Origin of the sequence: Bradyrhizobium prioriisuperbiae (assembly GCF_032397745.1) — a bacterium.
Classification (GTDB): Bacteria; Pseudomonadota; Alphaproteobacteria; order Rhizobiales; family Xanthobacteraceae; genus Bradyrhizobium_A; species Bradyrhizobium_A prioriisuperbiae.
Window position 1 is genome coordinate 567,542 of the sequence record NZ_CP135921.1, and the last position, 26,494, is coordinate 594,035.

General features: G+C 62.6%; 27 protein-coding genes and 1 tRNA gene. 9 read left to right on the top strand and 19 right to left on the bottom strand.

The features are described from left to right. Window positions 1-395 precede the first annotated feature (395 nt). Window positions 396-560, bottom strand: coding sequence for a DUF3309 family protein (locus RS897_RS02585; protein ID WP_082070007.1), 165 nt, complete (start codon window positions 558-560; stop codon window positions 396-398). A 258-nt stretch (window positions 561-818) separates the two neighbouring features. Here RS897_RS02585 and RS897_RS02590 point away from each other — a divergent pair, with 258 nt between their 5' ends. After that, on the top strand, window positions 819-1,628 hold the full coding sequence (locus RS897_RS02590; protein WP_315835049.1) for an RMD1 family protein: 810 nt from the start codon (window positions 819-821) through the stop codon (window positions 1,626-1,628). An 84-nt stretch (window positions 1,629-1,712) separates the two neighbouring features. Here the strand turns inward: RS897_RS02590 and RS897_RS02595 are convergent, their stop codons facing one another. The 12 genes from RS897_RS02595 to RS897_RS02650 form a co-directional block, all read right to left on the bottom strand. Beyond that, the gene (locus RS897_RS02595; protein WP_315835050.1) at window positions 1,713-1,892 is read right to left on the bottom strand and encodes a hypothetical protein; all 180 of its coding nucleotides are present in this window, start codon (window positions 1,890-1,892) and stop codon (window positions 1,713-1,715) included. Window positions 1,893-1,907: 15 nt separating this feature from the next. Beyond that, the gene (locus tag RS897_RS02600; protein WP_315835051.1) at window positions 1,908-2,537 is read right to left on the bottom strand and encodes a hypothetical protein; all 630 of its coding nucleotides are present in this window, start codon (window positions 2,535-2,537) and stop codon (window positions 1,908-1,910) included. Between the two features lie 27 nt (window positions 2,538-2,564). Further along, window positions 2,565-2,942 carry a hypothetical protein gene (locus tag RS897_RS02605; RefSeq protein ID WP_315835052.1) on the bottom strand — a complete coding sequence of 126 codons (378 nt, stop codon included), beginning with the start codon at window positions 2,940-2,942 and terminating at the stop codon, window positions 2,565-2,567. 12 nt (window positions 2,943-2,954) lie between these two features. Beyond that, complete coding sequence (locus tag RS897_RS02610; RefSeq protein WP_315835053.1) at window positions 2,955-3,392, bottom strand: hypothetical protein; 438 nt, start codon at window positions 3,390-3,392, stop codon at window positions 2,955-2,957. A 171-nt stretch (window positions 3,393-3,563) separates the two neighbouring features. Next, window positions 3,564-4,292: an HAD-IA family hydrolase gene (locus RS897_RS02615; protein ID WP_315835054.1), complete on the bottom strand. Its 729-nt coding sequence runs from the start codon at window positions 4,290-4,292 to the stop codon at window positions 3,564-3,566. Continuing rightward, window positions 4,289-5,242 (bottom strand): CbbX protein, encoded by a 954-nt coding sequence (gene cbbX, locus RS897_RS02620; RefSeq protein WP_407654415.1) that lies wholly within the window; start codon window positions 5,240-5,242, stop codon window positions 4,289-4,291. The genes RS897_RS02615 and cbbX overlap by 4 nt, the downstream gene beginning before the upstream one ends. Before the next feature lie 206 nt (window positions 5,243-5,448). After that, complete coding sequence (locus RS897_RS02625) at window positions 5,449-5,871, bottom strand: ribulose bisphosphate carboxylase small subunit (RefSeq protein WP_315835055.1); 423 nt, start codon at window positions 5,869-5,871, stop codon at window positions 5,449-5,451. A gap of 63 nt (window positions 5,872-5,934) precedes the next feature. Then, entirely contained in the window at window positions 5,935-7,395 is a 1,461-nt protein-coding gene (locus tag RS897_RS02630; RefSeq protein WP_315835056.1) for a form I ribulose bisphosphate carboxylase large subunit, read from the bottom strand. A 34-nt stretch (window positions 7,396-7,429) separates the two neighbouring features. After that, on the bottom strand, window positions 7,430-8,512 hold the full coding sequence (fba, locus tag RS897_RS02635; protein ID WP_315835057.1) for a class II fructose-bisphosphate aldolase: 1,083 nt from the start codon (window positions 8,510-8,512) through the stop codon (window positions 7,430-7,432). A 38-nt stretch (window positions 8,513-8,550) separates the two neighbouring features. Then, on the bottom strand, window positions 8,551-10,599 hold the full coding sequence (gene tkt, locus RS897_RS02640) for a transketolase (RefSeq protein WP_315835058.1): 2,049 nt from the start codon (window positions 10,597-10,599) through the stop codon (window positions 8,551-8,553). Beyond that, window positions 10,596-11,471 (bottom strand): phosphoribulokinase, encoded by an 876-nt coding sequence (locus tag RS897_RS02645; protein ID WP_315835059.1) that lies wholly within the window; start codon window positions 11,469-11,471, stop codon window positions 10,596-10,598. The genes tkt and RS897_RS02645 overlap by 4 nt, the downstream gene beginning before the upstream one ends. Window positions 11,472-11,482: 11 nt before the next feature. After that, window positions 11,483-12,511, bottom strand: a complete 1,029-nt coding sequence (locus RS897_RS02650) for a class 1 fructose-bisphosphatase (protein WP_315835060.1) — start codon at window positions 12,509-12,511, stop codon at window positions 11,483-11,485. Window positions 12,512-12,668: 157 nt separating this feature from the next. On the opposite strand from RS897_RS02650, the gene RS897_RS02655 reads away from it, so the two are divergent. Beyond that, window positions 12,669-13,607 (top strand): LysR family transcriptional regulator, encoded by a 939-nt coding sequence (locus RS897_RS02655; RefSeq protein WP_315835061.1) that lies wholly within the window; start codon window positions 12,669-12,671, stop codon window positions 13,605-13,607. 6 nt (window positions 13,608-13,613) lie between these two features. Here RS897_RS02655 and RS897_RS02660 read toward each other — a convergent pair whose 3' ends face one another. Continuing rightward, window positions 13,614-14,846, bottom strand: a complete 1,233-nt coding sequence (locus RS897_RS02660) for an acetyl-CoA C-acetyltransferase (RefSeq protein ID WP_315835062.1) — start codon at window positions 14,844-14,846, stop codon at window positions 13,614-13,616. 44 nt (window positions 14,847-14,890) lie between these two features. Beyond that, on the bottom strand, window positions 14,891-15,673 hold the full coding sequence (locus RS897_RS02665) for an SDR family NAD(P)-dependent oxidoreductase (RefSeq protein ID WP_315835063.1): 783 nt from the start codon (window positions 15,671-15,673) through the stop codon (window positions 14,891-14,893). Between the two features lie 308 nt (window positions 15,674-15,981). Here RS897_RS02665 and pdxR point away from each other — a divergent pair, with 308 nt between their 5' ends. Beyond that, window positions 15,982-17,454: a MocR-like pyridoxine biosynthesis transcription factor PdxR gene (gene pdxR / locus RS897_RS02670; RefSeq protein ID WP_315835064.1), complete on the top strand. Its 1,473-nt coding sequence runs from the start codon at window positions 15,982-15,984 to the stop codon at window positions 17,452-17,454. Between the two features lie 32 nt (window positions 17,455-17,486). Here the strand turns inward: pdxR and RS897_RS02675 are convergent. The 4 genes from RS897_RS02675 to mnmA all read right to left on the bottom strand — a co-directional run bounded on the left by RS897_RS02675 (window position 17,487) and on the right by mnmA (window position 19,949). After that, a tRNA-Met gene (locus tag RS897_RS02675) sits at window positions 17,487-17,563 on the bottom strand. 96 nt (window positions 17,564-17,659) lie between these two features. Continuing rightward, window positions 17,660-17,998: a hypothetical protein gene (locus tag RS897_RS02680; RefSeq protein WP_315835065.1), complete on the bottom strand. Its 339-nt coding sequence runs from the start codon at window positions 17,996-17,998 to the stop codon at window positions 17,660-17,662. A gap of 93 nt (window positions 17,999-18,091) precedes the next feature. Next, window positions 18,092-18,730, bottom strand: a complete 639-nt coding sequence (locus RS897_RS02685) for a class I SAM-dependent methyltransferase (protein ID WP_315835066.1) — start codon at window positions 18,728-18,730, stop codon at window positions 18,092-18,094. A 22-nt stretch (window positions 18,731-18,752) separates the two neighbouring features. Continuing rightward, window positions 18,753-19,949 carry a tRNA 2-thiouridine(34) synthase MnmA gene (gene mnmA, locus RS897_RS02690; RefSeq protein WP_315835067.1) on the bottom strand — a complete coding sequence of 399 codons (1,197 nt, stop codon included), beginning with the start codon at window positions 19,947-19,949 and terminating at the stop codon, window positions 18,753-18,755. A 265-nt stretch (window positions 19,950-20,214) separates the two neighbouring features. Here mnmA and RS897_RS02695 point away from each other — a divergent pair, with 265 nt between their 5' ends. From RS897_RS02695 to RS897_RS02720, 6 genes are all read left to right on the top strand, one after another. Continuing rightward, complete coding sequence (locus RS897_RS02695; protein ID WP_315835068.1) at window positions 20,215-21,711, top strand: flagellar hook-length control protein FliK; 1,497 nt, start codon at window positions 20,215-20,217, stop codon at window positions 21,709-21,711. Between the two features lie 10 nt (window positions 21,712-21,721). Further along, on the top strand, window positions 21,722-22,444 hold the full coding sequence (locus RS897_RS02700) for a flagellar hook assembly protein FlgD (RefSeq protein WP_315835069.1): 723 nt from the start codon (window positions 21,722-21,724) through the stop codon (window positions 22,442-22,444). A 181-nt stretch (window positions 22,445-22,625) separates the two neighbouring features. Next, a complete protein-coding gene (sciP, locus tag RS897_RS02705) occupies window positions 22,626-22,901 on the top strand; it encodes a CtrA inhibitor SciP (RefSeq protein WP_002714638.1) in 276 nt (91 codons plus the stop codon). Between the two features lie 228 nt (window positions 22,902-23,129). After that, window positions 23,130-24,740, top strand: a complete 1,611-nt coding sequence (gene fliF, locus RS897_RS02710) for a flagellar basal-body MS-ring/collar protein FliF (RefSeq protein ID WP_315835070.1) — start codon at window positions 23,130-23,132, stop codon at window positions 24,738-24,740. A gap of 6 nt (window positions 24,741-24,746) precedes the next feature. Further along, on the top strand, window positions 24,747-25,835 hold the full coding sequence (gene fliG, locus RS897_RS02715) for a flagellar motor switch protein FliG (protein WP_315835071.1): 1,089 nt from the start codon (window positions 24,747-24,749) through the stop codon (window positions 25,833-25,835). After that, window positions 25,835-26,491, top strand: a complete 657-nt coding sequence (locus tag RS897_RS02720) for a FliH/SctL family protein (RefSeq protein ID WP_315835072.1) — start codon at window positions 25,835-25,837, stop codon at window positions 26,489-26,491. Before fliG ends, RS897_RS02720 begins: the two co-directional genes overlap by 1 nt. Window positions 26,492-26,494: the final 3 nt, after the last annotated feature.

Genomic DNA, 26,494 nt, shown 5'->3' on the forward strand with positions numbered 1-26,494 from the left:
CGTGGCCATGACGATGAACGATATCCTGACCGACCTCGGCTATTCAGTGCAGGGGCCACTCGGCCGCCTCTCCGATGCCTTCGCCTCTGCGCTCGAACATCGCCCCGACGTCGCCATTCTCGATGTCAATCTCAACGGCGAGATGATCTATCCGCTCGCCGAATTCCTGATCGAGAAAAACGTGCCGGTTCTGCTGGTGACGGGCTATGGCGCCGACGGCATCGACCGGCGCTTCGCAAAGTTGCCGCTGCTGCAGAAACCGCTCGATCGGCACATTCTCGAACGCATGTTCCCGGCGATTGCCGCATCGGATATCACACGCCCGTCCCATCGATCCAAGGCGTATCGCGTTCGGCAATAATCGCTTCGGCCCGGCGCAATTCTTTCAACCAGCTTTAGAGTCTGCCGAGCAGCAGCAGAACCAGCAAAATCACGACCACGAGACCCAAACCGCCACCGCCGTAATAGCCCGTTCCGTAAAACGGTCCGCCACCGATTCCGCTGAATCCACCCAGCAGCGCAATCACCAGAATGATAAGAATAATCGTACCTATCGACATCAGAGTCTCCTCAGCCCACAGGGGAAGATTAACGGCTTCTTGCAAAGCCGCGGGTTACACTCAATTGATGAGAGAGCAATCCGCTGGTGCGACGAATGTTCCCTCACGCCAGGCGAAACAAATCGTGGCGAAGCATTTGAATTCATGAACAATAGTCTTCGCGATCGGCAGCAGCCGATTTCATTATCCAGGCCTTGGGATCCTGGGATCGCTTTCTGGTAAATTACCTCTGCGCACCATTCGGGGACATTTCGCATCATGATTGCTTCGGCCGAGATCGGACAACGACTCACGATCCACGCACTGCTGGTCGGCGATCGGCTGAATACGACCAACCTCGAAGCCCGCGACATGATTTCAACGACACCGGCGGCGTTTCGTGTTCAGACCGGCGGCATCGCGGTGCTGTTTCGTTATGGGGTGACGGTGCTGATCGGTCTCAAACCTGACGAAGCAACAGCATTCCTCACCGCACTGAAGCCACGCATCACCAGCGAGTTCACGCGCTATGAAGAGGAAGCGACCGAGCTCGAACTGTGCGACGGCGCGGAAGACATCGTGCAGCCGGGCGGCCCAATCTGCGTCACAGCGTTTTCAACCGATCGGCTGCTGATTGTCGCCGACGCCCTGGCCAAAAGCACCGTGCTGGCACACGACGAGCGGCGGGTGGCGGCCGTGTTCGACATCATCGAGCCGTTTGCGCGCGAACTGGCGGAGCGCGGGCGAACGCCGCGCGACCGCAAGGCGATGCTGAAGCTGATCGGCAATGCACTTCTGGTTCAGCAGCGGGTGTCCGGCCGCGTGGCTGTGGTGGAGAAGCCCGACGCGCTTTGGGACAAGCCCGAGCTGGAACGGCTCTATGCCCGGCTGGAGGACGAGTATGAGTTGCAGGAACGGGTCGAAGCTCTCGACCGCAAACTGACGGTCATTGCCGAGACCGCACAGGCGCTGACGGACATGATCGACACCCGCCGCTCGCTGCGGCTGGAATGGGCGATCGTCGTGCTCATTGTTTTCGAGATTGTACTTTCACTCTATCAGATCCTGGCCGGCAAGGCCGGCCATTGAGCCGCCCTTCATGGTTTCCGCTTCCCTGACACGAACATACCGGCGGAGTAGCCGCCGGCATGTTGTCGTGCGTCCGGTCGCAGACTACTTCGCGGACAGCCGCCGTTCCAATGCCTCGATCTGGCGCTGCTGTTGCTGCACCACCGCGACCAGATCGGCCACGACGTTCTGCGTCTTGACGACATGGGGCCGGCCGTCATTGAAGCCGGCCAGAGCCGGATCGACCGCCGCGACCTCTTCGGCGATCAGCCAATGCTCCGGCACATCCGGAGTTTCCTTTTAGGAGCCGGTCTGCGGGCGCAACGCCATCACATTGGCAAGGGCTACGTTTGACGGGAGATCGCCCGTGATGGTCTTGAATTGCCGCGAGGAGACGATGCATGACAGGTCTCCACTGGCGTTGCTCTGGATGCCCGCACCGCAATTCGCGACGCCGGCAAACCGGACTGTGCCAACCGTGTGGAGGCGAGCCGCGGGCGACGCCGTCCCGATGCCGACATTGCCGGTGCTGGCTCCATTGATGGCGACCGGGGTGTCTCCTCCACCACCATCAACCCGGCCGATGTTACTTGTGTCGACCCAGAGATTGAGCCTCTTGGTGCCCGCCACATTGCTGATCCCAACGCCGGTGGTGACCGAATCGACACTCTGAAGGATGTCGAGTTTTCGCGCCGGGCTGGACGTCCCGATTCCGACATCGCCGCCGGCGTTGATATCGATGCTGCTGGTCGGGGCGCCGGGGCGGATGCGGAACGGCAACCGACTGCCGCCGGTCACGTCGCGGACAAAGAAGTTCGCTTCGTTGCCGGCAACGTCCCAGGTCTGGGGCGTAAAACCACCGTTGCCGTTCTGCTCGAAGCGCTGCCCGGGGGTGTCGCTGGTGTTGAGATGCACCTTGAGCACGGGCACCGCGGTGCCGAGGCCAATACGGCCGGTCTAGTCCATGCGAAATGCGTTGCTCGGTGCGCCTGAATCGATCCGAAACACCTGCGCGAGCGTGCCAGCGCCCTCATCCTGGAGTGAGAAGAAATTGCCGGTCTCGGCTCCGTTCGCGAGCAGCCGCCAGTCGTTGGTCGGAAAACTTCCGATGCTCGTATCCTGGAAGAAGATGCGCAGTTGATTTTCCCGCAACACGATGGTGTCGGACCCGAAACTCATATTGTTCACGCAGTCCAAGCCGACGCAGAGGCTGCCCTGTACGATGAGATCGTCGGGGATGACCTGATCGGCCGCGGCAATGCCGCCGCCGATGAGCGTCGTACCAACCATGCATGCGAGGGCGAGAGGGCTGTGCAGCTTGGTAAAAATACTCATGGATGCACCTTCCTACTTGCGATCGGTCTTGCGTGGCTGCGAGGCCTCGCGCGTTGTAATTACTCCCTTGGTGAGCAGGAAGCTTCCGCTCAGTGAAGCGCCCTTCAGCATCTCGGTGGCAGGTTTGCCTTCGCGGCCGTTATTGTCGGGCGGCGTGAAGACCTTGACCTTCTCAGTCGTGGCGGCAGAGAGCTGATAGATATAAACGCCATCCGGAAGATCGCTGAACTTGCGAATGTCGAGCGATGGCGCGCTGCTCCCGGAGAATTCCTGCGTGCTGAATCCCGCCGGTCCCGAGACCGCGAAGGTGAAATTGCTGTACTGGCCCTTGAGATCGAATCCGAGCGTCGTCTCGGTAAACTTCGGCTCCGCTTTCAGATCATTTGCGAGACAGGCGCCCGCGCTGCCGGCGGCGAGGATCGCCGCCAGGCCCAACGTTGCGATTTGCATGAAGATCTCCTCATTCGAGCGGCAACGCTATTCCAAGCCGTCGCGCTCCGGTGGTGTCCCTGCGCGACACTAAACAACCTCTGGATGTATCGGCACTGCGGCGCTTGGTCGCATCATGCGCGAAAACGAAATGGCAGCCGCGAGTGCTGCCGTATTCGATTTCGCTTGCGTTTACGAACCCGCCAGCTCCGTCAACTCCTCGACAACTGCGAGCGCGGGGAAAAAGTCATCGTCATGGAAATAGGCGCTGCGGGTGATCAGCACCGGTATCCGCGCGCCCTTGGCCGCGATGAGGCCGTTGCCGGAGTCCTCGATCGCCAGACAAGTGCCCGCCGGATGGCCAAGCCGGGCCAGCACTTCGACATAGACGTCCGACGCCGGCTTCTTGCGCGGAACGTCGTCGCCCGCAACCACCGCCGAAAACAATGCCTTCCAATCTCGATCGAGGGTCACCGACAGCAGCGCATCGACATTGCTGAAGGTGGTGGTGGTTGCGATCGCGAGCTGCTGGCCGCGCGCCAGAGCGCCGCGGATCAGCGTTTCGACACCCGGCCGCAGCGGGCAACCGCCGCGAGAGACCAGATCGGCATAGCGCTGTGTCTTGATGCGGTGCAGATTCGCAATCTCGGCCTCCGACAACCAGAGCCTGTGCTTCTGCATCCGATCGAATGCACGCATGCGCTCCTTGCCACCGGTCACCCGCAGCAGATCCTTGTAGGTGGCCTGGTTCCAGCACCAGGGGATTCCCGCCTGCGCGAAGGTCTCGTTGAAGGTGCGACGGTGGGTTTCCTCGGTCTCTGCCAGGGTGCCGTCGACATCGAAGATCAGGGCGCGGACATGCCCGATCAGATCCTGCAGCTTGCGTCGGCGCAGGGCCGCCAGGGTCGGGACGGCTCTCATGGCTTTGTTGCCCCGGCAGTTGGACTCGCAGAGAACACCCGGCTCGCCAGCACATCACCCGCCTCGATCGACATCAGGTCATCACCGGTCAAGACACGGTCGAGCTTCGATACCAAGCGATTGGCCTGCCGTAGCCGGATGCGATCCAGCGCATTGCGAATTGAGCGCGCATTGGAGAACAACGGCTGGGTCTTGCGCGTCGCGATATAGCGCACGAACGCATCACGCGCGCCCGGCGCAAAACAATAGCTCTGCTGCTCCAGCATCAGTTCGGCGATAGCCAGCAGCTCCGCATCGCCATAATCCGGAAAATCGATATGGTGCGCGATACGGGAGCGGAAACCAGGATTGCTTTGAAAGAAACGCTCCATGCGATCGCCATAGCCGGCGAGGATAACGACGAGGTCCTCACGTTGCGATTCCATGACCTGCAGCAGGATCTCGATCGACTCCTGCCCGTAGTCGCGCTCGTTTTCCGGACGATAGAGATAATACGCCTCATCGATGAACAGCACCCCGCCCATCGCCTTCTTGAGGACTTCCTTGGTCTTCGGCGCAGTGTGGCCGATGTACTGCCCGACCAGATCATCCCGCGTCACATTGATGACGTGACCACGCCGGACAAACCCGAGCCGATGCAAAATGCCGGCCATCCGCAACGCCACCGTGGTCTTGCCGGTGCCGGGATTTCCGGTGAAAGACATATGCAAGGTCGGAAAGGTGGTCGCGAGCGCCATCTTGCGGCGGATACGTTCAATCAGCAGCAGCGAAGCGATCTCGCGAATCCTGGTCTTCACCGGCACGAGGCCGATCAGTTCCTGATCGAGCTGCACCAGGACTGAAGCGATATCGACCGCTTCGAACTCCTGGCGCAGATCGATCGAGGAGACGACAGGCTCGGCCTGAGTTGCATGATCCAGGGTCTGGACGGCGTTTGGTTTGGAATGCACCTGATCCACCAATCTCGCAGGGTGTAGCCCGGATGAGCGCAGCGACATCCGGGGTCGAGTTAAACGAAGCTCCCGGGTGTCGCTGCGCTCACCCGGGCTACCGATCCTAAAATGCTCCGTCGTCGCCACGGCGACGACGGAGCAGGACATCCGATGCGCCGAACAGACAACCGGGAGGAGAGAATCGTCTGCCTGCGCGTCGGGATTCAGGACCCGTAACGCTCGCCTTCGGGCCGCCCGGCGGCATAGGCATGAGTGGAGTATTTTATGTTCCGGCCAACGGACTCCTGCCGGTCGAGCCGGAAGCCGGGCTCCTCCTTCGGCCGGTTGACGATGAAGGAGATCCTCACCGACTCCCAGCCATGGCTCGCATCGAAGCCGGAGATCCGGATGTAGCGATCGCCATAGACGCGACGGCAATCGGCGAGTTCCTTCATGATGCCGGCGGCATCGGGCAGGTCGAACATCGGCAGGCCCCACATCTCCCAATAGGTGTTGCGGGGATGCGGATCATCGGTGAACTCGATGTTCACCGCCCAACCCTTGTCGAGACAATACTGGACCTGGCTGGTGATCTGGGCATCTGTCAGATCGGGAAGAAACGAGAAGCACCCTTGGGTGACGCGCATGTTACAGCTCCTTTAAACTGCGAGGCTTGCTAAACAGCAAGACTTGTTAAACAGTAAGACTTGTTAAACAGTAAGACTTGGCGTGGGAACGAAGTCGGGCGCATCGGTCGATTCATAGTTGAAGGTTACGTCCTTCCACACCTCCAGCGCCTCGCGCAGCGGCGTACAGGTTTGCGCCGCCTTCGCCAAAATCTCCGGTCCTTCATGAACGTAATCGCGGCCTTCGTTGCGAGCCAAAATCATCGCCTCCAGCGCAACGCGATTGGCGGTCGCACCGGCCTGGATGCCGCGCGGGTGGCCGATGGTGCCGCCGCCGAATTGCAACACGACGTCCTCGCCAAGAAGGTCCAGCAGCTGATGCATCTGTCCGGCATGGATTCCGCCCGACGCCACCGGCATCATCTTGTTGAGGCTCGCCCAATGCTGGTCGAAGAACACGCCGTGTTCCAGTTGCGTCGGATTGAAGTCTTCGCGGCAGATGTCGTAGTAGCCGCGCGTGGTGTTGGGATCGCCCTCCAGCTTGCCGACCACCGTGCCGGCGTGAATGTGATCGACCCCGGCCAGCCGCATCCATTTGGCGATGACGCGGAAAGAGACGCCGTGATTGCGCTGCCGCGTATAGGTGGAGTGGCCGGCACGGTGCAGATGCAGAATCATGTCGTTGCGGCGCGCCCATTTCGCCATCGACTGAATCGCGGTGTAACCGATCACGAGATCGATCATGACAATGGTGGAGCCGAGCTCACGAGCGAACTCGGCCCGCTCGTACATGTCCTCCATTGTGGCCGCAGTGACGTTGAGGTAGGTCCCCTTGATTTCACCGGTTGCCGCCTGCGCACGATTGACCGCTTCCATGCAATACAGGAATCGTTCGCGCCAGTGCATGAAGGGTTGCGAATTGATGTTCTCGTCGTCCTTGGTGAAATCGAGCCCGCCCTTCAACGCCTCATAAACCACGCGGCCATAGTTGCGGCCCGACAGCCCGAGCTTGGGCTTCACCGTGGCGCCCAGCAGCGGGCGGCCGAACTTGTCGAGACGTTCACGCTCGACCACGATGCCGGTCGCCGGCCCCTGGAAGGTCTTCACATAGGCGACCGGCAGCCGCATGTCCTCGAGCCGCAGCGCCTTCAACGGCTTGAACCCGAAGACGTTGCCGATAATCGAGGCCGTGAGGTTGGCGATCGAGCCCGGTTCGAACAAATCGAGGTCATAGGCGATATAAGCGAAGTAGCTATCCGGCGAGTTGGGCACCGGATCGACGCGGTAACACTTCGCACGGTACTTCTCCGCCGCGGTCAGGCGATCGGTCCACACCACGGTCCAGGTCGCGGTGGAGGATTCGCCGGCGACCGCCGCACAGGCTTCGGTCGGATCGACGCCGTCCTGCGGCGTCACGCGAAACAGCGCGATGACGTCGGTGTCTTTCGGCGTGTAGTCGGGCTCCCAATAGCCCATGCGCTTGTATTCCATAACGCCGGACTTGTAGCGTTCCTTGCCACGAATGGTCATCGACTGGTGGTTCATGGGACTCTCCTGAAAGTTGCTGTGATCATGGCTGTCAGGCCGCGACGGTCATGTCTCCGGCTTTCGGATCGAGCGCGCCTGAGCGGTAACGCCGCGCCATTTCGGCAAGCGGGATGGGTTTGATACGGCCGGCGTTGCCGGCGGCGCCAAATTGCTCGAACCGCTCGCGGCAGAGGTCACGCAGCGCGTCCATTGCCGGCTTGAGGAATTTGCGCGGATCGAATTCGCCCTTTGCCTGGACGGCGACCTTGCGGAAGATCGCGGTCATAGCCAGCCGGCAATCGGTATCGATATTGATCTTGCGCACGCCGTGTTGAATCCCGCGGACGATTTCTTCGACGGGCACACCCCAGGTTTGCGGCATTTCCCCGCCAAACGCGTTGAAGATATCCTGCAGCGGCTGCGGCACCGAGGACGAACCATGCATCACCAGGTGCGTGTCCGGCAGCCGGCGATGAATTTCCTCGACCACACGCATGGCCAGAATTTCGCCGTCAGGCTTGCGACTGAACTTGTAGGCCCCGTGCGAGGTGCCCATGGCGATCGCCAGCGCATCCACCTTGGTGGCGCGCACAAAATCGACCGCCTGGTCCGGGTCGGTCAGTAACTGATCATGACTGAGCGCGCCTTCCGCGCCGTGGCCATCCTCTTGTTCGCCGCCGCCATGCTCGAGCGAGCCAAGCACCCCCAGTTCGCCTTCGACCGACGCTCCGATCCAGTGCGCCATCTCGGCTACACGGCGCGTGATATCGACATTGTACGCGTAGTCGGCAACGGTCTTGGCGTCGGCTTTGAGAGAGCCGTCCATCATCACCGAAGTGAACCCGTGCTGGATCGCGGTCGCGCAGGTGGCTTCGTCATTGCCATGATCCTGGTGCAGGCACAGCGGAATATGCGGGTACATCTCGACCAGCGCATCGATCATTTTGGCCAGCATGATGTCGGTGGCGTAGCTGCGGGCGCCACGCGAGGCCTGCATGATCACTGGCGCATCAACCGTATGCGCAGCTTCCATGATGGCAATGCCTTGCTCCATATTGTTGATGTTGAACGCCGGCACGCCATAACCGCGATCGGCGGCATGATCGAGCAACTGTCTCAGGGTGATCTTCGCCATCATTGTCTCCAAACGTCTCAGGTCTTGTCTTGAAGGGATCACACCGCCGCGGAACCGCGCCTCGCACCAACATTCGTCATCGCCCGCTGCGCGGCGGTGACCACAGTTTCCGCAGTGATGCCGAACTGGCGGTAGAGTTCGCCGGCTGGCGCGGACGCTCCAAAACCAGTCATGCCGACAAATTCCCCGTGCTCGCCGATCCAGCGGCTCCATGCGCCGTGAACAGCGGCTTCGATCCCGACCCGCGGGCCACGGCCCAGCACACTCGCCCGATAGTCAGCGGGCTGCGTCTCAAAGAGCTCGAAGCATGGCGCCGAAACCACGGCGGTGCGGACACCTTGCCGGCCAAGCACTTCGGCTGCCTCAACGGCGATGGCAACCTCGGAGCCGGTGGCAATCAGGGTGACATCGCGTCCGCCATCGGGCTCGGCCAGCACATAGGCGCCGCGCGCCACGGCGTTGCCCGAGACGGACCCGCGATGCAGCACCGGAAGTGCTTGCCGGGACAGACAGAGGATTGAGGGCTGGCGCTGGGCGCGCAGCGCACAGTCCCACGCCTGTGCGGTCTCGATTGCGTCGGCCGGCCGGAACACCAGCAGATTTGGAATGGCACGCAGCGCGGTCAGATGTTCGACCGGCTGATGCGTCGGCCCGTCCTCTCCCAGTCCGATCGAGTCATGGGTCATGACATGAATGACGCGCACGCCCATCAGCGCGGCAAGACGAATGGCCGGTCGGCTGTAATCAGAGAACACCAGGAATGTCCCACCATAGGGGATGAAGCCCCCATGCAGCGCGATGCCGTTCATCGCGGCCGCCATGGCATGCTCGCGGACGCCGTAATGGACATAATCGCCGTCGAACGCACCCGGACGAACCGGCCGCTGCGCCCGTGTCAGAGTAAGATTCGAGTGTGTCAGGTCAGCCGATCCGCCGAGCAGATTGGACGACGCCGCGGTGATCGCTTCGAGGAATTGCTGCGACGCCTGGCGCGTCGCGATGTTTGGCCGCTCCTCGGAAAACCGCCGCTCGAGCTGCTGCAGCGCATCGTCGTATCTCCGCGGCAGCCTGCCATGCAAGGCGGCCTCAAAACTCGTGCGCTCCTGCCCGTCGAGCCGCTCCAAGCGCGCTCTCCAGGTATTGTGCGCACCCCGCCCCCATAGGCCGACGGCGCGCCAGTGTGACAGGACATCCTCGGGAACATCGAACGGCCCATGGGGCCAACCCAGCGCTTCGCGCGCCCTGCCAATTTCATCGTCACCGAGAGGAGCCCCGTGCACCTTTTCGGTGCCCTGGCGATTGGGCGCGCCGTAGCCGATGATCGTGCGGCAGGCGATCAAGGAGGGGCAATCACTCTCGCGCGCACTCGCAATGGCTTCGGCGATGGCTTCGGCGTCGTGGCCGTCGATCCGGGAGACTGACCAGCCCGACGCCTCGAAGCGCATCAGTTGATCGTCGGAGCACGACAGCGAGGTCGCACCATCGATCGAGATCTGGTTATCGTCGAACAAAACAATCAGGCGGGCGAGCTTCAGATGCCCCGCCAGCGAAATCGCTTCATGGCTGAGGCCCTCCATCAGGCAGCCGTCACCGGCGATCACGTAGGTGAAGTGGTCGACCAATGCGTCGCCAAACCGGGCATTCAACAGTCGTTCGGCAAGCGCCATGCCGACCGCGGTCGCGAGCCCCTGTCCCAGCGGCCCGGTGGTGGTTTCGACTCCCGGTGTGTGGCCATATTCCGGATGGCCCGGTGTCTTCGAACCCCACTGGCGAAAGGCCTTCAGCTCATCCAGCGTGATGGCCTGATGGCCCGTCAGATGCAGGAGCGCGTAGAGCAGCATCGAACCGTGTCCCGCCGACAGTACAAAACGATCGCGGTCCGGCCAGTATGGATTGGCGGAATCGAACTTCAGGAAGCGCGCGAACAGCACCGTGGCGACGTCGGCCATGCCCATCGGCATGCCGGGATGCCCCGACTTGGCCTTCTCGACCGCGTCGATGGCGAGAAATCGGACGGCATTCGCCATCGCTTCGTGCGACGAAGCCGGGTGAGTCTCTCTGTCCGGGGCGGAAGCGAAGTCGGTCATAGCGCGCGCCTCTTGCGTTCGATCAGTTGCAGGATCAGCGGGGTGAGAATGAGCTGCATCGCGAGATCGAGCTTCGCGCCATGAACCACGATCGAATTGGCGCGCGACATGAAGCTTTGCGGGATCATCGACAGCAGATAGGGGAAATCGATGCCGCGCGGATTCCTGAGGCGAATCACCACCATCGATTCGTCAGGGGTCGGAATCCAGCGCGCGATGAACGGGTTCGATGTGTCGACGGTCGGAATGCGCTGGAAGTTGATGTCGGTCTCGGTGAACTGCGGGCAGATGTAGTTCACATAGTCGGGCATGCGCCGCAGAATCGTGTCGGTGACCGCCTCGGTGGAGTAACCGCGATCCCGGCGATCGCGATGCAGCTTCTGAATCCACTCGAGATTGATCACCGGCACCACGCCGATCTTGAGATCGGCATGCTCCGCAATATTGACCTTCTCGGTCACGACCGCGCCATGCAGCCCTTCATAGAACAGCAGGTCGGACTCCCGCGGCAGCGGCGTCCAGCCGGTAAAGGTACCCGGCTCTCCGCCATGCAGTGTCGCCTCTTCAGCGTCGTGAATGTAGTGCCGTGTCGTACCGGTGCCCGACTCGCCATAGTCGCGAAACAGCTTTTCCAGCTCCGCGAACAGATTGGTCTGCGGGCTGAAATGGCTGAAGTGCTTGTTGCCGCGTTCCGCCTCCTCGGCCATCTTCCGGCGCATCTCGACGCGGTCGTAGCGGTGGAACGCGTCCCCCTCGATGTAGGCGGCCGTCACCTTCTCGCGGCGAAAGATGTTCTCGAACGTCTTCCGCACGGAGGTCGTGCCGGCGCCGGAGGAGCCTGTCACCGAGATGATCGGGTGTCGACGCGACATTGATGCCTCCCTCAGCGAAACAGGCCGCGCCGCGCGAACAACGGCGCGTCACTGCTCTCGAATCGCAGTTCGAACCCCTCGTGCAAGACATCGATCTCGCGCACCGCGCGTTGGGATCCCATGATCAGTGGCACACGCTGATGCGGCGTTCTGGCCGATAGATCGAGAATGCGGTTGCGGCCCGTGCTTGCCGTGCCGCCGGCCCATTCCATGATCAATGCGATCGGATGCGCCTCGTAGAGCAGCCGCAACCGGCCTTCGTGATAACCGGGGCGCGCGTCGGCGGGGTAGAGGAACACACCGCCGCGGACCAATATGCGAAATGTCTCCGCCACCAGCGAGCCGATCCAGCGCATGTTGAAATCCTCGCCGCGGCCGCCGCTCGCACCGAGCAGGCATTCGTCGATATAGCTGCGCACCGCCCCGTTCCAGTGGCGGCGGTTGGACGCATTGACGGCAAACTCAGGCGTGTCCGACGGAATACGAACGCTGCGCCGGATCAAAACGAATGCGCCGGCCGGGCGATCGAGGATGAAGATATCGACGCTGCCGTCGAGCGCGAGCACCAGCGTAGTTTGCGGACCGTAGATGAAGCACCCCGCCGCGCACTGCGCGATGCCCGGCTCGAAGAATGACGAGAGGACGTCGCGCCCTCGCGGCCTGATCGAAAAGATGGTGCCGATGGAAATGTTGTTGTCGAGATTGGCCGACCCGTCGAGCGGATCGATCGCAACACAAAGCGGAGCATTCTGGTCGAGCAACTCGGGCAACTCGGACTCTTCCGACAGCACCGCTGCGACCGGCGCGTCACGAAGCGCCGCACACATCAGCCGGTCGGCCGCGATGTCGATATCCGTCTGCCGGTCGCCGCCTGCATTGATGCCGCCAGCCCGACCGGTAATGCCCATCAGCGGCCCCGCTGCGATCAGCTCAGCCAGTTCGATCGCAGCCCGCGCCAGCGACGCAATCACGGCGCCAACCGCGGCCTGCCCGGCGAGATGCTCATCCAAGGTCGGCTGCAAAGTCGGTTGATCGTCCATCCGGCGTCTCCCTGTAACCGCACCCTCTTGCGTGGGGTTGGCGGTGCCGGGCTGCGGGTGGCGCAGTGTCGCCGGCCCCCTATCAACGCTGAAATTGCAAAATCAGTAAAATTTCAATATCTTGGGTGAGAGCAAAGATTTTCTTATAAAGGTGGTTATGGCCGGCCGTTTTCCCCGGGATTTGACGATCCGCCAGTTACGGGCGCTTGCCGCTGTGCAGGCGACGGGGTCGGTCACAGCTGCGGCGAACTGGCTGAACCTCACCCAGCCCGCCGTGACCCTGCAGCTTCGCAATCTGCAAGCCCTGGCGGGGCTGCCGCTGATCCAGCGGACCGGCGAGGGCATGCGGCTGACCGATGCCGGGCGCGAGGTGCTCGCGCTGACCGAGCGGGTCGAGGCGGCTCTGCTCGACTGCGAACAGTCGCTGGACATGATCGCGGGCCGCACCGGCGGCCGGGTGTCGATCGGCGCAGTCAGCACGGCGAAATATTTCGTACCGTTCGCGATCGGCGCGTTTTCGAAACGCCATCCGAAAATCGAGATCGTGCTCAGGATCGGCAATCGCGAAGACATTCGCGAAGCCCTGCGGGGCTATGATCTCGACATCGCGGTGATGGGGCAGCCTCCCCCCGACGTTGCGGTGGAGATGCGACTGCTCGGTGATCATCCGCATGTGGTCGTCGCGGCCCCCGACCACTGGCTCGCGAAGGATGCGGGCCTTGCCGCCGTCGATCTCACCTATGAAACCTTCATCACGCGCGAGCGCGGCTCGGGAACGCGGATGCTGATGGAGCAGTTTTTTCAGGCTACCGATCTGCAGCCGAAGATCGGCATGGAGATGGACAGCAACGAAACCATCAAGCAGGCCGTGCTCGCCGGTCTCGGCGTCGCCTTCATCTCGTTGCACACGGTCGCACGCGAACTCGATGAAGGCCGCCTGGTCGCGCTCGACGTCGCCGGACTGCCGGTGATGCGGCAATGGTATGCGGTGCGGCGACGCGACAAGGAATTGCTGCCGCCGGCCCAGGCCATGCTCGACTTTCTCGGCGAAGAAGGCGCGCGTTATCTGCCCGCAGTCCAGCCCAGCAAGTCCTGACTAGCCTCAGACCCGCTCGATGATAATAGCCGGCGCCATGCCGCCGGCGGCGCACATCGTCACCAGGCCACGCCTGAGATTGCGCCGCTCGAGTTCGTCCAGCACGGTGCCAATCAGAATCGAACCGGTCGCGCCGATCGGATGGCCGAGCGCAATCGAGCCGCCGTTGACATTGACCTTGTCGCGATCGATCTCAAGATCACGGATGAATTTTTCAGCCACCACGGCAAACGCCTCATTGATCTCGAACAGGTCGATATCGCTGAGGTCGAGCCCCGCTTTGGCGAGCACCTTGCGGGCTGCCGGCACCGGTGCGTTCAGCATCAGCGTTGGCGAGTCCCCCATGTTGGCCATCGCCACCACTCTCGCCCGCGGCTTCAGGCCGTGCGCCTTGGCATAGGCAGGCGACGCCAAAAGGATCGCGGCTGAGCCGTCGACCACGCCCGACGAATTGCCGGCATGATGAACATGATTGATTTCGAGATCGGGAAACTTGTCCAGGATCAGCTTGCGATAGGTGGTGCCCTTGTCGTCGAGCGGATAGTCGGCAATCGCCGGAAACGCAGGTTTCAAACCGGACAGCGCTTCCATCGTGGTCTGCGGACGCGGATACTCCTCGCGATCGAGTGCCAGACTGCCGTCTTCGTGGCGCACAGAGACCAGGCTCCTGTCGAAATAACCCTTGGCGATAGCATTCGCGGCGCGCTGCTGACTCAGCAGCGACAGGCGATCGGTGTCCTCGCGGCTGATGCCCTCCATGGTCGCGATCGCATCGGCGCAAACGCCCTGATGGGATTGCGGATGCCGCGCCCGCAGCCGCAGGTTTCCGGAATCCATCATCATCGGCCCATCACCGCGCCGTGTCGCCATCGACATCTTTTCGGTGCCGCCGGCGATCACCAGATCCTCCGCGCCCGCCATGATCGAAGCTGCCGCCATATTGACACTGGTGATGCCGGAGCCGCAGAAGCGATCGAGTGTCACACCGCTGGCGCGCACATCGTAGCCTGCATCGAGCGCCGACATCCGGCCCATGTCGCCGCCCTGCGGACCTACCTGCGCACTGGTGCCCCAAATGATGTCATCGACATCGGCGGTGTTGATGCCGGTGCGCTCGGCGAGCGCGCGCAACACGGTGGCGCCGAGCTGCTGGGGATGAATCTCCGACAACGCGCCTTTGCCTGCCTTGCCAATGCCGTGCGGGGTCCTGCAGGCGTCGATGATGAGTGCCTCGCCCATGGTGATCTCCTCGTATTGTTGGCGCCGTGACGGCGCGGATTGAATTAGCGTGGCGCCATGCGGATGGCACCATCGAGCCGCACGTCTTCGCCGTTGAAGTAGGTGTTGGTGATCATGGTGTGCGCGAGCTGGGCGTATTCGTCCGGCCGGCCGAGACGGCGCGGAAACGGCACCTGCGCGCCGAGCGCCGCCTTCACTGCCTCCGGCGCCCGTTGCAGCAGCGGGGTGTCGAAAATGCCGGGCAAAATCGTATTGACCCGGATCGCTTCGCTCGACAGATCGCGCGCCACTGTCAGCGTCAAGCCGACAATGCCGGCCTTGGACGCGGTATAAGCCGCCTGCCCGACCTGTCCGTCTTCCGCGGCGACCGACGCCGTGTTGACGATGGCACCGCGGTCGCCGTCCGGCAGCGGATCGAGCGTCAGCATGCCGGCCGCGCTCTTGGTGATGCAGCGGAAGGTGCCGATCAGATTGACTTGGATGATCCGTTCGAAATTCTCCAGCGGATATTCCTTGATCTCGCGGGTCTGCTTGTCGCGGGACACGGTTTTCACCGATCCGCCGACACCGGCGCAGTTTACCAGAATGCGCTCCTGCCCGATCGCAGCGCGCGCCTTGGCGAAGGCCGCATCAACCTCCGGCGTCGAGGTGACATTGACCGCGCAGAAGACACCGCCGAGTTCTTTGGCCAACGACTCGCCGAGATCGCCGTTCAGATCGAACAGCGCGACCCTGACACCGTGCGACGCCAGCATCCGCGCCGTCGCAGCACCAAGGCCGGATGCGCCGCCGGTGATGACAGCCGAAATCGACGAGTCCAGTTTCATCTCTGCGTTTCCTTCCCGTTGCGGCCGGCGCGTTGCGACACACCTGTGCCCCGTCGTTTCGACAATCAATCTGAATTGCTGTGCCCGCACTGTGCATGAGCCGCTGGGAGTGCGCCACTCCATTCACTCCGCACATTCGGCGAGGTGATATGCAGCAGTCCACATGAACATCCGGCTCCGGCGGTTGTCGTGCTCTGAATTTCGCATCATGGAAATCATGCTGAGCCTTGATTTGACCCTCAGGAGCTTTGCTGCCTAAATGGCCCCGATTATGGGCCGCTATCACATGATTTGATGGGACCAATACGATGTTGCTGAAGCTGGACGGCACAGGACCCGCCTATCTCCAGGTCTATCGCGCCATCCGGACCGAGATCCTCAACGGCACTCTGTCGCGAGGAATGCGGCTGCCATCGACACGAAGCATCGCGACCGACCTGTCGGTCGCGCGCAATACCATCCTGCAAGCCTTCGACCAGTTGCTGGCCGAAGGCTACGTCACTGCGCATGTGGGCGCGGGAACGTTCGTCGCCGACGAACTGCCCGATCTGATGGAGACGCTGCACCCGGCTGCGTCCCGGCCAGCATCAGGAGACCAGACCGCGTTCGGGCTGTCGGCCTACGGCCAGCGCGCACAGATGTGGGACTCCCCACTCAAGCTGCGGCCGCGGCCGTTGCCTTATGACTTTCGTCAAGGCCACACCGACATTCAAAACTTTCCATTCGAGATCTGGCGCAAGCTGCTCACGCGCCGGGCGCGCAGTTCGAACGCGCATTCCTTCGTGTACAGCACGCCCGAGGGCGGCATCGACCTGCGCCGGGCGATTGCCGACTACGTCCGGCGCTCGCGCGGGGTGCGTTGTCACGAGGATCAGGTTCTGGTCGTAAATGGAAGCCAGCAGGCGTTCGACTTGATTGCGCGCGCCCTGCTCGATCCCGGCGACGTCGTTGTCATGGAAGATCCAGGCTACCTCGGCGCGCGCGAAGCATTCCGCGCCGCCGGCGCGCGTTTCGTCGCGGCATCTGTCGATTCAGATGGGTTGACCTTGGACACCCTGCCTCCACTCGCCAACCGCGCCCGGCTGGTCTACGTCACGCCGTCGCATCAGTTTCCCACCGGCGCGATCATGCCGCTGGCGCGTCGGCTGGCGCTGCTGGCCTGGGCGAAATCGACCGGCTGCTACATCGTGGAAGACGACTATGACAGTGAATTCCGTTTCGACGGTCGTCCGGTCGAGGCGGTGCAGGCGCTGGATCGCTCGGGCCTCGTGATCTATCTCGGCACGCTGTCGAAGACGCTGTTTCCGGGTTTGCGTCTCGGCTATCTCATCGTGCCCGAACCACTGGTCGCGCCCTTGCGCGCTATCAAGTTCCTGGCGGACCGCCATACGTCCACCCTGCAGCAGGACGCGTTGACGGACTTCATCACGGAAGGCCATTTCGAGCGCCACCTGCGCCGGGCCCGAAAACTGAACGGCGCGCGGCGCGAAGCGATGATGCGTTCGCTTCGCACCCATTTGGGCGACAGGGTGGAGATTTGCGGCGCCAATGCCGGCCTGCACATGCTGGTTTGGCTGCGCGATCATGCCGAGGCGGAGCTGCCGTCGATCATGGCCCGGGCCGCCGCGGCCGGCGTCGGTATCTATCCGGTAACGCCCTACTATTTCGAACCGCCACGACAGGCGGGACTGCTGCTGGGGTATGCCGCGCTGGATCCCGCCGCCATTGAGGAAGGGATCGCCCGTTTCGCCAAAACGCTCAACGCTCGAAAGACGGCTTAACTTCTTGGAATAACAGGAAAAATATCTGGATTTGGTAGCGAGAGAGGGACTCGAACCCCCGACCCCAGGATTATGATTCCCGTGCTCTAACCAGCTGAGCTACCTCGCCAACGGATCGGGACCGGATCAACCGGTCGCGACCGGCGGCATATAGAAGTCAGCCAAATCCGATGTCAAGTAAGCTGCGGAAATGGCTGTTTCGGCCCTATTTCGGACGCAGCGACGGATCGCCCCCAGGGCCTCCCGGAGGCCGAATGACCGGCGTGTTGCCACCATCCGGCGTCGGTGCCCGCATGTCCGGATCAACGCCGGCCGGCGGGCAGAGCACGCCGTCGGATTTCGCCAGCCTGTCGCTGAGCGGCTCGCGGCTTTGACCGGTGGTCTGCCCGCCGGGGGCGATGGTTCCGTCCTGCGGTTTTGACTGGGTCGGCGCGCAGTTGTGGTCCTCGTGGGCCACCGGCGGCGCAGTTGGCGCTGGTGGAGTCGCCGGGGACGGCGGAGCCTGCGCCGCTGCCATCACGGGAACCAGAACCAGCGTGCTCATCAGCAGAAGTGTCGGTTTCCATTGCATGCGGACAGAACAAAACATCCTGCGGGATGTTCCGGCATCGTCCGCGGAACAATTGACGGTTCGCGATCAATTCTTGCGATAGCGGATCAGCGAAAAATGCCCCATCGGCGGCATCGGCCGCCGCTCCTGCAACGTCACGCCGCCGTGGCGGCTGGCCCAGTTGACCAGACGTTCCCACGGGAATTCCGGGCGCCAGCCGAGCCGGCGCGCCAGCGGCGCGAAGCCCAGTTCGAACATGCGGCGCGCACCACTCTCGGCGCCGATGTGATTGACCAGGATCAACTCGCCGCCCGGCTTGAGCACACGGATGAAATCGTCGAGCGTCCCCTCCGGATCGGGCACCGCCGTAATCACATATTGCGCAACCACCGCGTCGAACGCCCCATCCGCGAAGGCGAGATTCTTGGCGTCCATCACCGCCAGGGTCTCGACATTGGTCAGATCGAGCGTGCGCACACGCTCCTGCGCCTTGCGCAACATCGGCTCGGAAATATCGACACCGCAGATCTTCGTGGTGCGTGAATAATCCGACAGCGACAGCCCGGTGCCGACACCGACGTCAAGCACCCGTCCCCCGATCGCATCGGCAATCGCAATCGTAGACTTGCGCCCCTGATCGAACACCGGGCCGAACACCAGGTCATAGACCGGAGCCCAGCGCGCATAAGCCTTCGCCACGCCGGCGCGATCGATATCGTTTGCCATCCCCAGCCCTGTTGAAGGTTTCTTATCCGTGCATGCCGACGGCCAGCGGCTCCGGCCTCGGTGTGGCATCACGTGTCGGCGTGCGTCCGGCCGCGGCGCTGACAATGAAACCGCCGCCAAGCACCCGCGCCTGTCCGGCAGCCGCATCGTAAAACACGCAGGCCTGCCCGGGCGACACGCCCTCTTCGCCATCGACCAGTTCGACCTCATAGCCGCCATCGACCCGGCGCAGCCAGGCCGGCTGCGGCGCACGCGTCGAGCGAACCTTGACGAACATCTCGATCCCCTGCGCAGCAGCATGATCGAGCGAGCCGTCGCCGATCCAGTTGATGTCGCGCAACACGATGCGCCGCTTCCGCAGCGCTTCGCGCGGACCCACGACCACCCGCCGCGCCGGCGCATCGAGCCGCACCACATACAGCGGCGCATCGGACGCGATGCCCAATCCGCGACGCTGCCCGACCGTGAAATGCGCAATGCCCTGGTGCGTGCCGATCACATGACCGTCGAGATCGACGATGTCTCCGGGCTGCATCGCACTCGGCTTCAGCCGCTCGATCACGTCGGTGTAACGCCCGGTCGGCACGAAGCAGATATCCTGGCTGTCATGCTTGTCGGCGACCGACAGGCCGAAGCGACGCGCCAGCTCGCGGGTTTGCGCCTTGGTCAGATCGCCGAGCGGGAAACGAACGTCCTGCAACTGGTCCTGGGTGGTCGCGAACAGAAAATAGCTCTGATCACGCTCGGCATCCGCCGCACACACCAGCGCGCGAGAGCCATCCGCCAGGCGGCGAGAGGCGACATAGTGTCCGGTCGCCAGCGCCTGTGCCCCGAGTTCTCTTGCGGTTGCGAGCAGGTCGCGAAACTTGATCGAGCGATTGCACTCGATGCACGGCACCGGCGTTTCGCCGAGCACGTAACTTTCGGCAAAACGATCGATCACGGCCTCGCGGAAGCGGCTTTCGTAGTCGAGCACATAGTGTGGGATGCCGATGCGTTCAGCCACCGCACGGGCGTCGTAGATATCCTGCCCGGCGCAGCAGGCTCCCTTGCGGTGGGTGGCCGCGCCGTGATCGTACAATTGCAGGGTAATGCCGACGACGTCGTATCCTTCGGCCTTGAGCAGCGCAGCCGTCGTCGACGAATCGACGCCGCCCGACATGGCAACGACAACCCGGGTGTCTTCGGGACGACCTTCCAGATCCAGACTGTTGAGCATACTTCCGGCCAACCTCAAGGGTGCGGCCGCGCGGGCCGCCGACGTCATTCGACCTCTTTATAGTAGGTGGGTCTTCGCAGAGGCAATCGAAACGGCCATCCCGACAAATAGAAGGGGGCAAATCTTGCCGCCGGGCAGCAAATGAGGGCTTTCCCGCCCTCCCCGGCGCTGGCGAAAACTAACTAACACATTGAAATTTAATTACTTTCCTCATTGGCCCGGTCCTTGCTGAAAGATAAGCAGTCCATTTCCGAGAGGCTGCCCCGTGCTTCGTGTGCCGTCCGAGAGTTCCGCGATCACCGCGTCCCACAACGCACGGCCGAAATCCACCGCGCCCAGCCAGACGACTGGGGGCAGCAGCTTTTCGGCCCTGGTCGACAGCAATGCGGACGCAGCGGCCGACAACCGGCCATCGCCCGCTGATGCATCGCCGCAACCGCCCCAACAGCCGCAGGCCTCATCGCAGCCGCAGAAATCCCCGCCCGCCAGCAAGGCGGACAAGCCCGGAGATCCCAATTCCAATGCGGAGACCACTCCGAAGGCTCCGGATTCAGCCACAGCGCCTGCCGCCGGCACCGTGATCGTGGGCAAGGACGGCAAGATCGTTGTCGCGACCGATCCGGCCGGCAAAGGGGATGGCGATCAGGCCAAGGATGCAAAAACCGACACCGAAGACGCGCAGCCGACACCAACTGCTGCACAGCCGGCCGGGGCAGTCGCCGTGGTGCTGCCGGTAGCACCCGCTCCCACCAACCCGACGGTCCCCGCAGCAACGGCTGATACCGCCACCTCGGGATCCAGTTCCACCCCGGCTGTCGAGGCGGCGGCCGCGGCTGAAGCTGCGGCGACCGTTATCGCTGCACCAAGCGATCCGGCGACCGCTGCAGCGGTACAGGTGACAGCCGAAGCGACCGGAGAACCGGCCAAGGGAGAATCGGCCAAGACCCCGGCCAAACCCATTCTCACACCCCGCCAAGCCAACGCGATGACGGCCGAGGCTGATGCCGGCGCGGCGACATCGCCGACCACGGACCCGCAGGCCACGGCGGCTGCGAACACCACCGCCACGGCTGACAAATCGACCGCGAAGGCCGCGCCCAAAAAAGATCAAGCCGACATCGAGACCGCCAGGCCTGACGCCCCGGCCAAGGACGGCGGCCAGGCATCGGACGCTCCGGCAAGCGGACATCGTCTGCAAGCGCCCGGCGTCGATTCGTCGTCGCTCTCGTCGGAGGCAAGCCAACGCGCCGCGGCTGCAGCGCTGCAGACCCAACCGCAAACACAGACCACCGCGACCGCACCGACAACGCAATTGCATGTCGCGCTCGCGACCGCCGCAGCCGTGCCGCTGAACGGCGTTGCCATGGAAATCTCGGCCCAGGCGCAGATCGGTCGCAACCGCTTCGAGATCCGACTCGATCCGCCGGAGCTCGGCCGCATCGATGTCCGCCTCGATGTGGACCACCGCGGACAGGTGACGTCGCATCTCACCGTCGACAAGGTCGAGACGCTCGACCTGCTGCGCCGCGACGCACCGCAACTGCAGCGCGCCCTGGAGGATGCCGGCCTGAAAACCGGCGATGGAGGCCTGCAATTCAGCCTTCGCGACCAGTCGTCATCGAACGGTCGCGACGACGGCAACGCAGGCAAGAATTCGCAGCGCCTGATTATCAGTGAAGACGACACCGTGCCGGCTGAAGTCGCCGGACGCAGCTATGGCCGCATGATCGGCGCAAGCCGCGGCGTCGATATCAGGGTTTGAGGAGAGACACATGGTCGATGTAACCACGCCAACCCCGATTACGTCGGCGCCATCAGCCAATCCGCCGGCGAGCGGATCAGGCTCGAGCTCAGGCGGCAAGAGCACGACCACGGGCCTTGCCGACAACTTCCAGACGTTTCTGACGCTGCTGACCACACAGCTGAAGAACCAGAATCCACTCGATCCGCTGGATACCAACCAGTTCACTCAGCAATTGGTGCAGTTCGCTCAGGTCGAGCAACAGCTCAAGGGCAATGAACAACTGACGTCGCTGGTCAACATCGAGAAAGCCGCGCAATCGACCCAGGCCCTGGTGTTCGTCGGCGCGACGGTGGCGGTCGACGGCAGCACCGCGCAGCTCGTGAAAGATTCCGCCGGGAAGAATTCGGCAACCTGGAATCTGAACGCCCCGAAGGATGCCAGTTCGGTCATCACCATCACAAATTCAACCGGCCAGACCGTCTACAACGGGACCTTCACCCTTAATTCCGGCAACGCCAGCTTTGTGTGGGACGGCAAGGGCAACGACGGCACGCAATGGCCGGCAGGCGCCTACAAGATGAGCGTGACGGCGAAGGACGCCAATGGCCAGAGCGTGGCGGTCTCGACCGAGATTCAGGGCACCGTCGATTCCGTCGACCTGACAGCGACGCCGGCCCTGCTTTCGATCGGCGGACAGAGCTACACCGTCGATAAGATCAAGCGCGTGGTCCGACCATCCGCCAGCAGCTAGCCGTCGCAGCGGTTTCCATCATCCCCAAACTGGTCACCCGGCCTCGTCGCGAGTCCGGGTGCATCTTATTGCGCTGTGATTTCAAGGAGATTCTGATTGGAGCGATATGCTTAGGCAAATTTTAAGCCACGGCGAGTAGAGTTTTAGAGTGAGTTCAGTGGTTAGAGTATGTGAGTAAGCCATGACAGAACCCCATCGCCCGAGGGTGAAATACGTCATCGGGCCTGACGGCAGTCCGTTAACAATTGCGGATCTGCCCGCTCCCGGGACAAAACGGTGGGTCATCCGCCGTAAAGCCGAAGTCGTTGCCGCGGTCCGCGGTGGCTTGCTCTCCCTCGAGGAGGCCTGCAGCCGCTACACACTGACGGTCGACGAGTTTCTCTCCTGGCAATTCTCCATCGACCAGCACGGCTTGGCCGGTTTGCGGACAACCCGCATCCAGCAGTATCGCCAGTAAGCCCTTCTTTCCTCATCAGTGATTCGAAAACCGGCTCTTCGGAGCCGGTTTTTGCTTTTGGTGTACGGCCTGCAGCCAGAACCGATCGAATGGTGTGGTTTTTTGACACCATATGGTTCCCATTTCTTTAAAAAGCCCGCCGGGTTAACCGGCGTTAACCATATGGAAACCATCAATAGGCAAATTCTGCCCAGTCGGCGGTAAAGCCGAATCTGGTGGGGCTGAACTTTGCAAGCGCTGTTGGGATTTTTGAGAACGCTGGGAGCAGCGCGACTTGCGGCCATGGTCGCCGTAACGCTGGCCCTGATCGGCTTCTTTGCCTTCGTCATCATGCGAGTGACCACACCGCAGATGACCACACTGTTCACCGATCTCAGCTACGAGGACTCCTCGGGCATCATCAAAGAACTGGAACGCCAGGCCATTCCCTATGAGATGCGCAACGACGGCGCCATCCTCATGGTCCCGAAGGACAAGGTCACCCGGCTGCGGATGAAGCTCGCTGAGTCGGGCCTGCCCAAGGGCGGCGGGGTCGGATACGAGATCTTCGACAAATCCGACGCCCTCGGCACCACCAGTTTCGTCCAGAACATCAATCATCTCCGCGCCCTGGAAGGCGAGCTGGCCCGCACCATCCGCGCCATCGACCGGGTTCAGTTCGCCCGCGTCCACCTGGTGCTGCCGGAACGCCCGCTGTTTTCGCGGGAGATACCCGAACCCTCCGCCTCGATCGTGGTGCGGGTTCGCGGCATGCTCGAACCGCAACAGGTTCGCTCGATCCGTCATATCGTTGCCTCCGCCGTCAACGGCCTGAAACCGCAGCGGGTCTCGATCGTCGATGAAACCGGACGGCTGCTCGCCGACGGCGCCGCCGGCGACCTCGCGGAAGGAGCGACCGGCGACGAACGACGGATCGCCTACGAAAAACGGATGCGCGAGCAGATCGAAACCATCGTGTCGTCGGTGGTCGGCTCGGGACGCACCCGGGTGCAGCTCTCGGCCGACTTCGACTACAACAAGGTGACGCAGACCTCCGACAAGTTCGATCCTGAGGGACGGGTGCTGCGCTCCAGCCAGTCCCGTGAAGAATCCAGCCTCTCGGCCGACGCCAAGGACGGCCAGGTCACCGTCAACAACGAACTGCCCGGCAACCAGCGCAACGACAACAACGGCACCCCGGCCCGCGATCAAAGCAAGAAAAGCGAGGAAATCAACAATTACGAGATTTCCCGCGTCACCAAGACTGAAGTCACCGAAGCGGGCCGTGTCAATCGCATCTCTGCCGCGGTGCTGGTCGACGGCACCTACAGCAAGAACGAGAAGGGCGAGACCGTCTACCAGGCGCGCAGTAAGGAAGAGCTCGACCGGATCACCTCGCTGGTGCGCACCGCCATCGGTTTCGACCAGAAGCGCGGTGACCAGGTCGAGGTGGTCAATCTGAGGTTCGCCGACGCACCGGCAACGGTGCCCCTGATCGAACCCACCGGCCTGCTCGGCATGCTGCAATTCACCAAGGATGACGTCATGAACGTCATCGAGCTCATTGTCATGATGCTGCTCGGCATCGTGGTGCTGTTCGTGGTGATCCGCCCGCTGGTCAAACGCATCCTGTCGCCCGAAATGAACCTGCTGGGCGCGCCGAAGCCCGCTCTGCCAGCGGTCGTCGAAACCACGCCTTTGCCCGCCCCCAACAATAACGCCATGTCGCAAATGATCGACGTCGCCCAGGTGCAGGGTCAGGTCCACGCCCAATCCGTCCATCGCGTCGGCGAACTGGCGGACCGCAATCCACACGAAACCGTCGCTATCATTCGTCAATGGCTCCAGGAACCGGCGTGATCTGACATGGCTTCGACCCAACTCGCTACCAGCAACGCCAACGATATCACCAGCACGGTCGCTGCCCTGGCCGCTCGCCAGGCCAAACGGCCACAGGGCGAAAAAGTCAGCGGCCCGCGGCGCGCCGCCATGCTGATGCTCGCGCTCGGAGAACAATACGGCGGCAAGATCTGGGCGCTGCTCGACGACGATGAACTGCGCGAGCTGTCGCTGCATATGTCGGGCCTCGGCAATGTCGAAGCCGATGTGGTCGAGGACATGCTGCTGGAGTTCGTCTCGCGGATGTCGGCGTCCGGCGCCCTGATGGGCAATTTCGACGCCACCGAACGGCTGCTGCAGCAATACCTGCCAGCCGACCGGGTCCATGGCATCATGGATGAAATCCGCGGGCCGGCCGGACGCAACATGTGGGAGAAGCTCTCCAACGTCCAGGAAGAGGTTCTCGCCAACTACCTCAAGAATGAATATCCGCAGACCATCGCCGTGGTGCTGTCGAAGCTGAAGCCCGAACACGCCGCCCGCGTGCTGTCCATCCTGCCCGACGACATGGCGCTCGACGTCGTCAATCGCATGCTGAAGATGGAGGCCGTGCAAAAGGAAGTGATCGAACGGGTCGAACAGACGCTGCGCGTCGAGTTCATGTCCAACCTGTCGCAGACCCGCCGCCGCGACGCGCACGAAGTGATGGCCGAGATCTTCAATAATTTCGACCGCCAGACCGAAACCCGCTTCATCACCTCGCTGGAAGAGGAAAACCGCGAGTCGGCTGAACGCATCAAAGCGTTGATGTTCACCTTCGATGACCTGGTGAAGCTGGACAACGGCTCTGCGCAAACCCTGATGCGCCACGTCGACAAGGAAAAGCTCGCCATCGCCCTGAAGGGCGCCAACGAAGACGTCCGGCAATTCTTCTTCGGCAACATGTCGACCCGCGCCGCCAAAATGCTGCTGGACGACATGGCCTCGAGTGGTCCGGTGCGACTGCGCGACGTCGACGAGAACCAGGCGCTGCTGGTCAACCTGGCGAAAGATCTCGCGGCCAAGGGCGAGATCATGCTGTCGAAAAACCGCGCTGACGACGAGTTGGTGTACTGATGGCCGCCCCCGCGAAATTCCTGTTCGACACCGATTTCTCGGCTCCCAAAGCCAAGGAACGGGCGATGACCGGTACCGAGATCGCACAGCAGATCGCCGATGCCGAGGCCCGCAGCTATCGCGCCGGATACGATGCCGGTCGGCACGAAGCCACCGTCGAATATGGCCGCCGGCTGTCGCTTGCGCTCGAGGAAGTCGGCCGCTCGATGGAGACCATCGCCAGGCAGTTCGCCGGAGCGGAAGCGCGGATGGAAGTCGAGGCCGTCGACGTCGCAGTTGCGGTTGCCCGCAAGCTTTGCAGCGAGCTGATGGCGGCGGAGCCGATGACGGAGGCGATGGCGCTGGTCGGCGATTGCTTCCGGCATCTGACTTCGACGCCGCATATCGTCGTGCGCATCAACGACCAGCTCTACGAAGGCGCCCACCACCATATCGAACGCCTCGCCCGCCACTGCGGCTTCGAAGGCCGGCTGGTAGTTCTCGCAGAGCCGGACATCTCAAGCGGGGACTGCCGGATCGAATGGGCCGATGGCGGTGTGCGGCTGGACCGCGCGGCGACTGAAGCCAAGATCGACGAGCTTGTCGGACGCTACATGGCGTCTCGCAACCAGACAGCGGCCCAAGCCGGAACCACCGATGCAAAAGATGGGAACTGAACC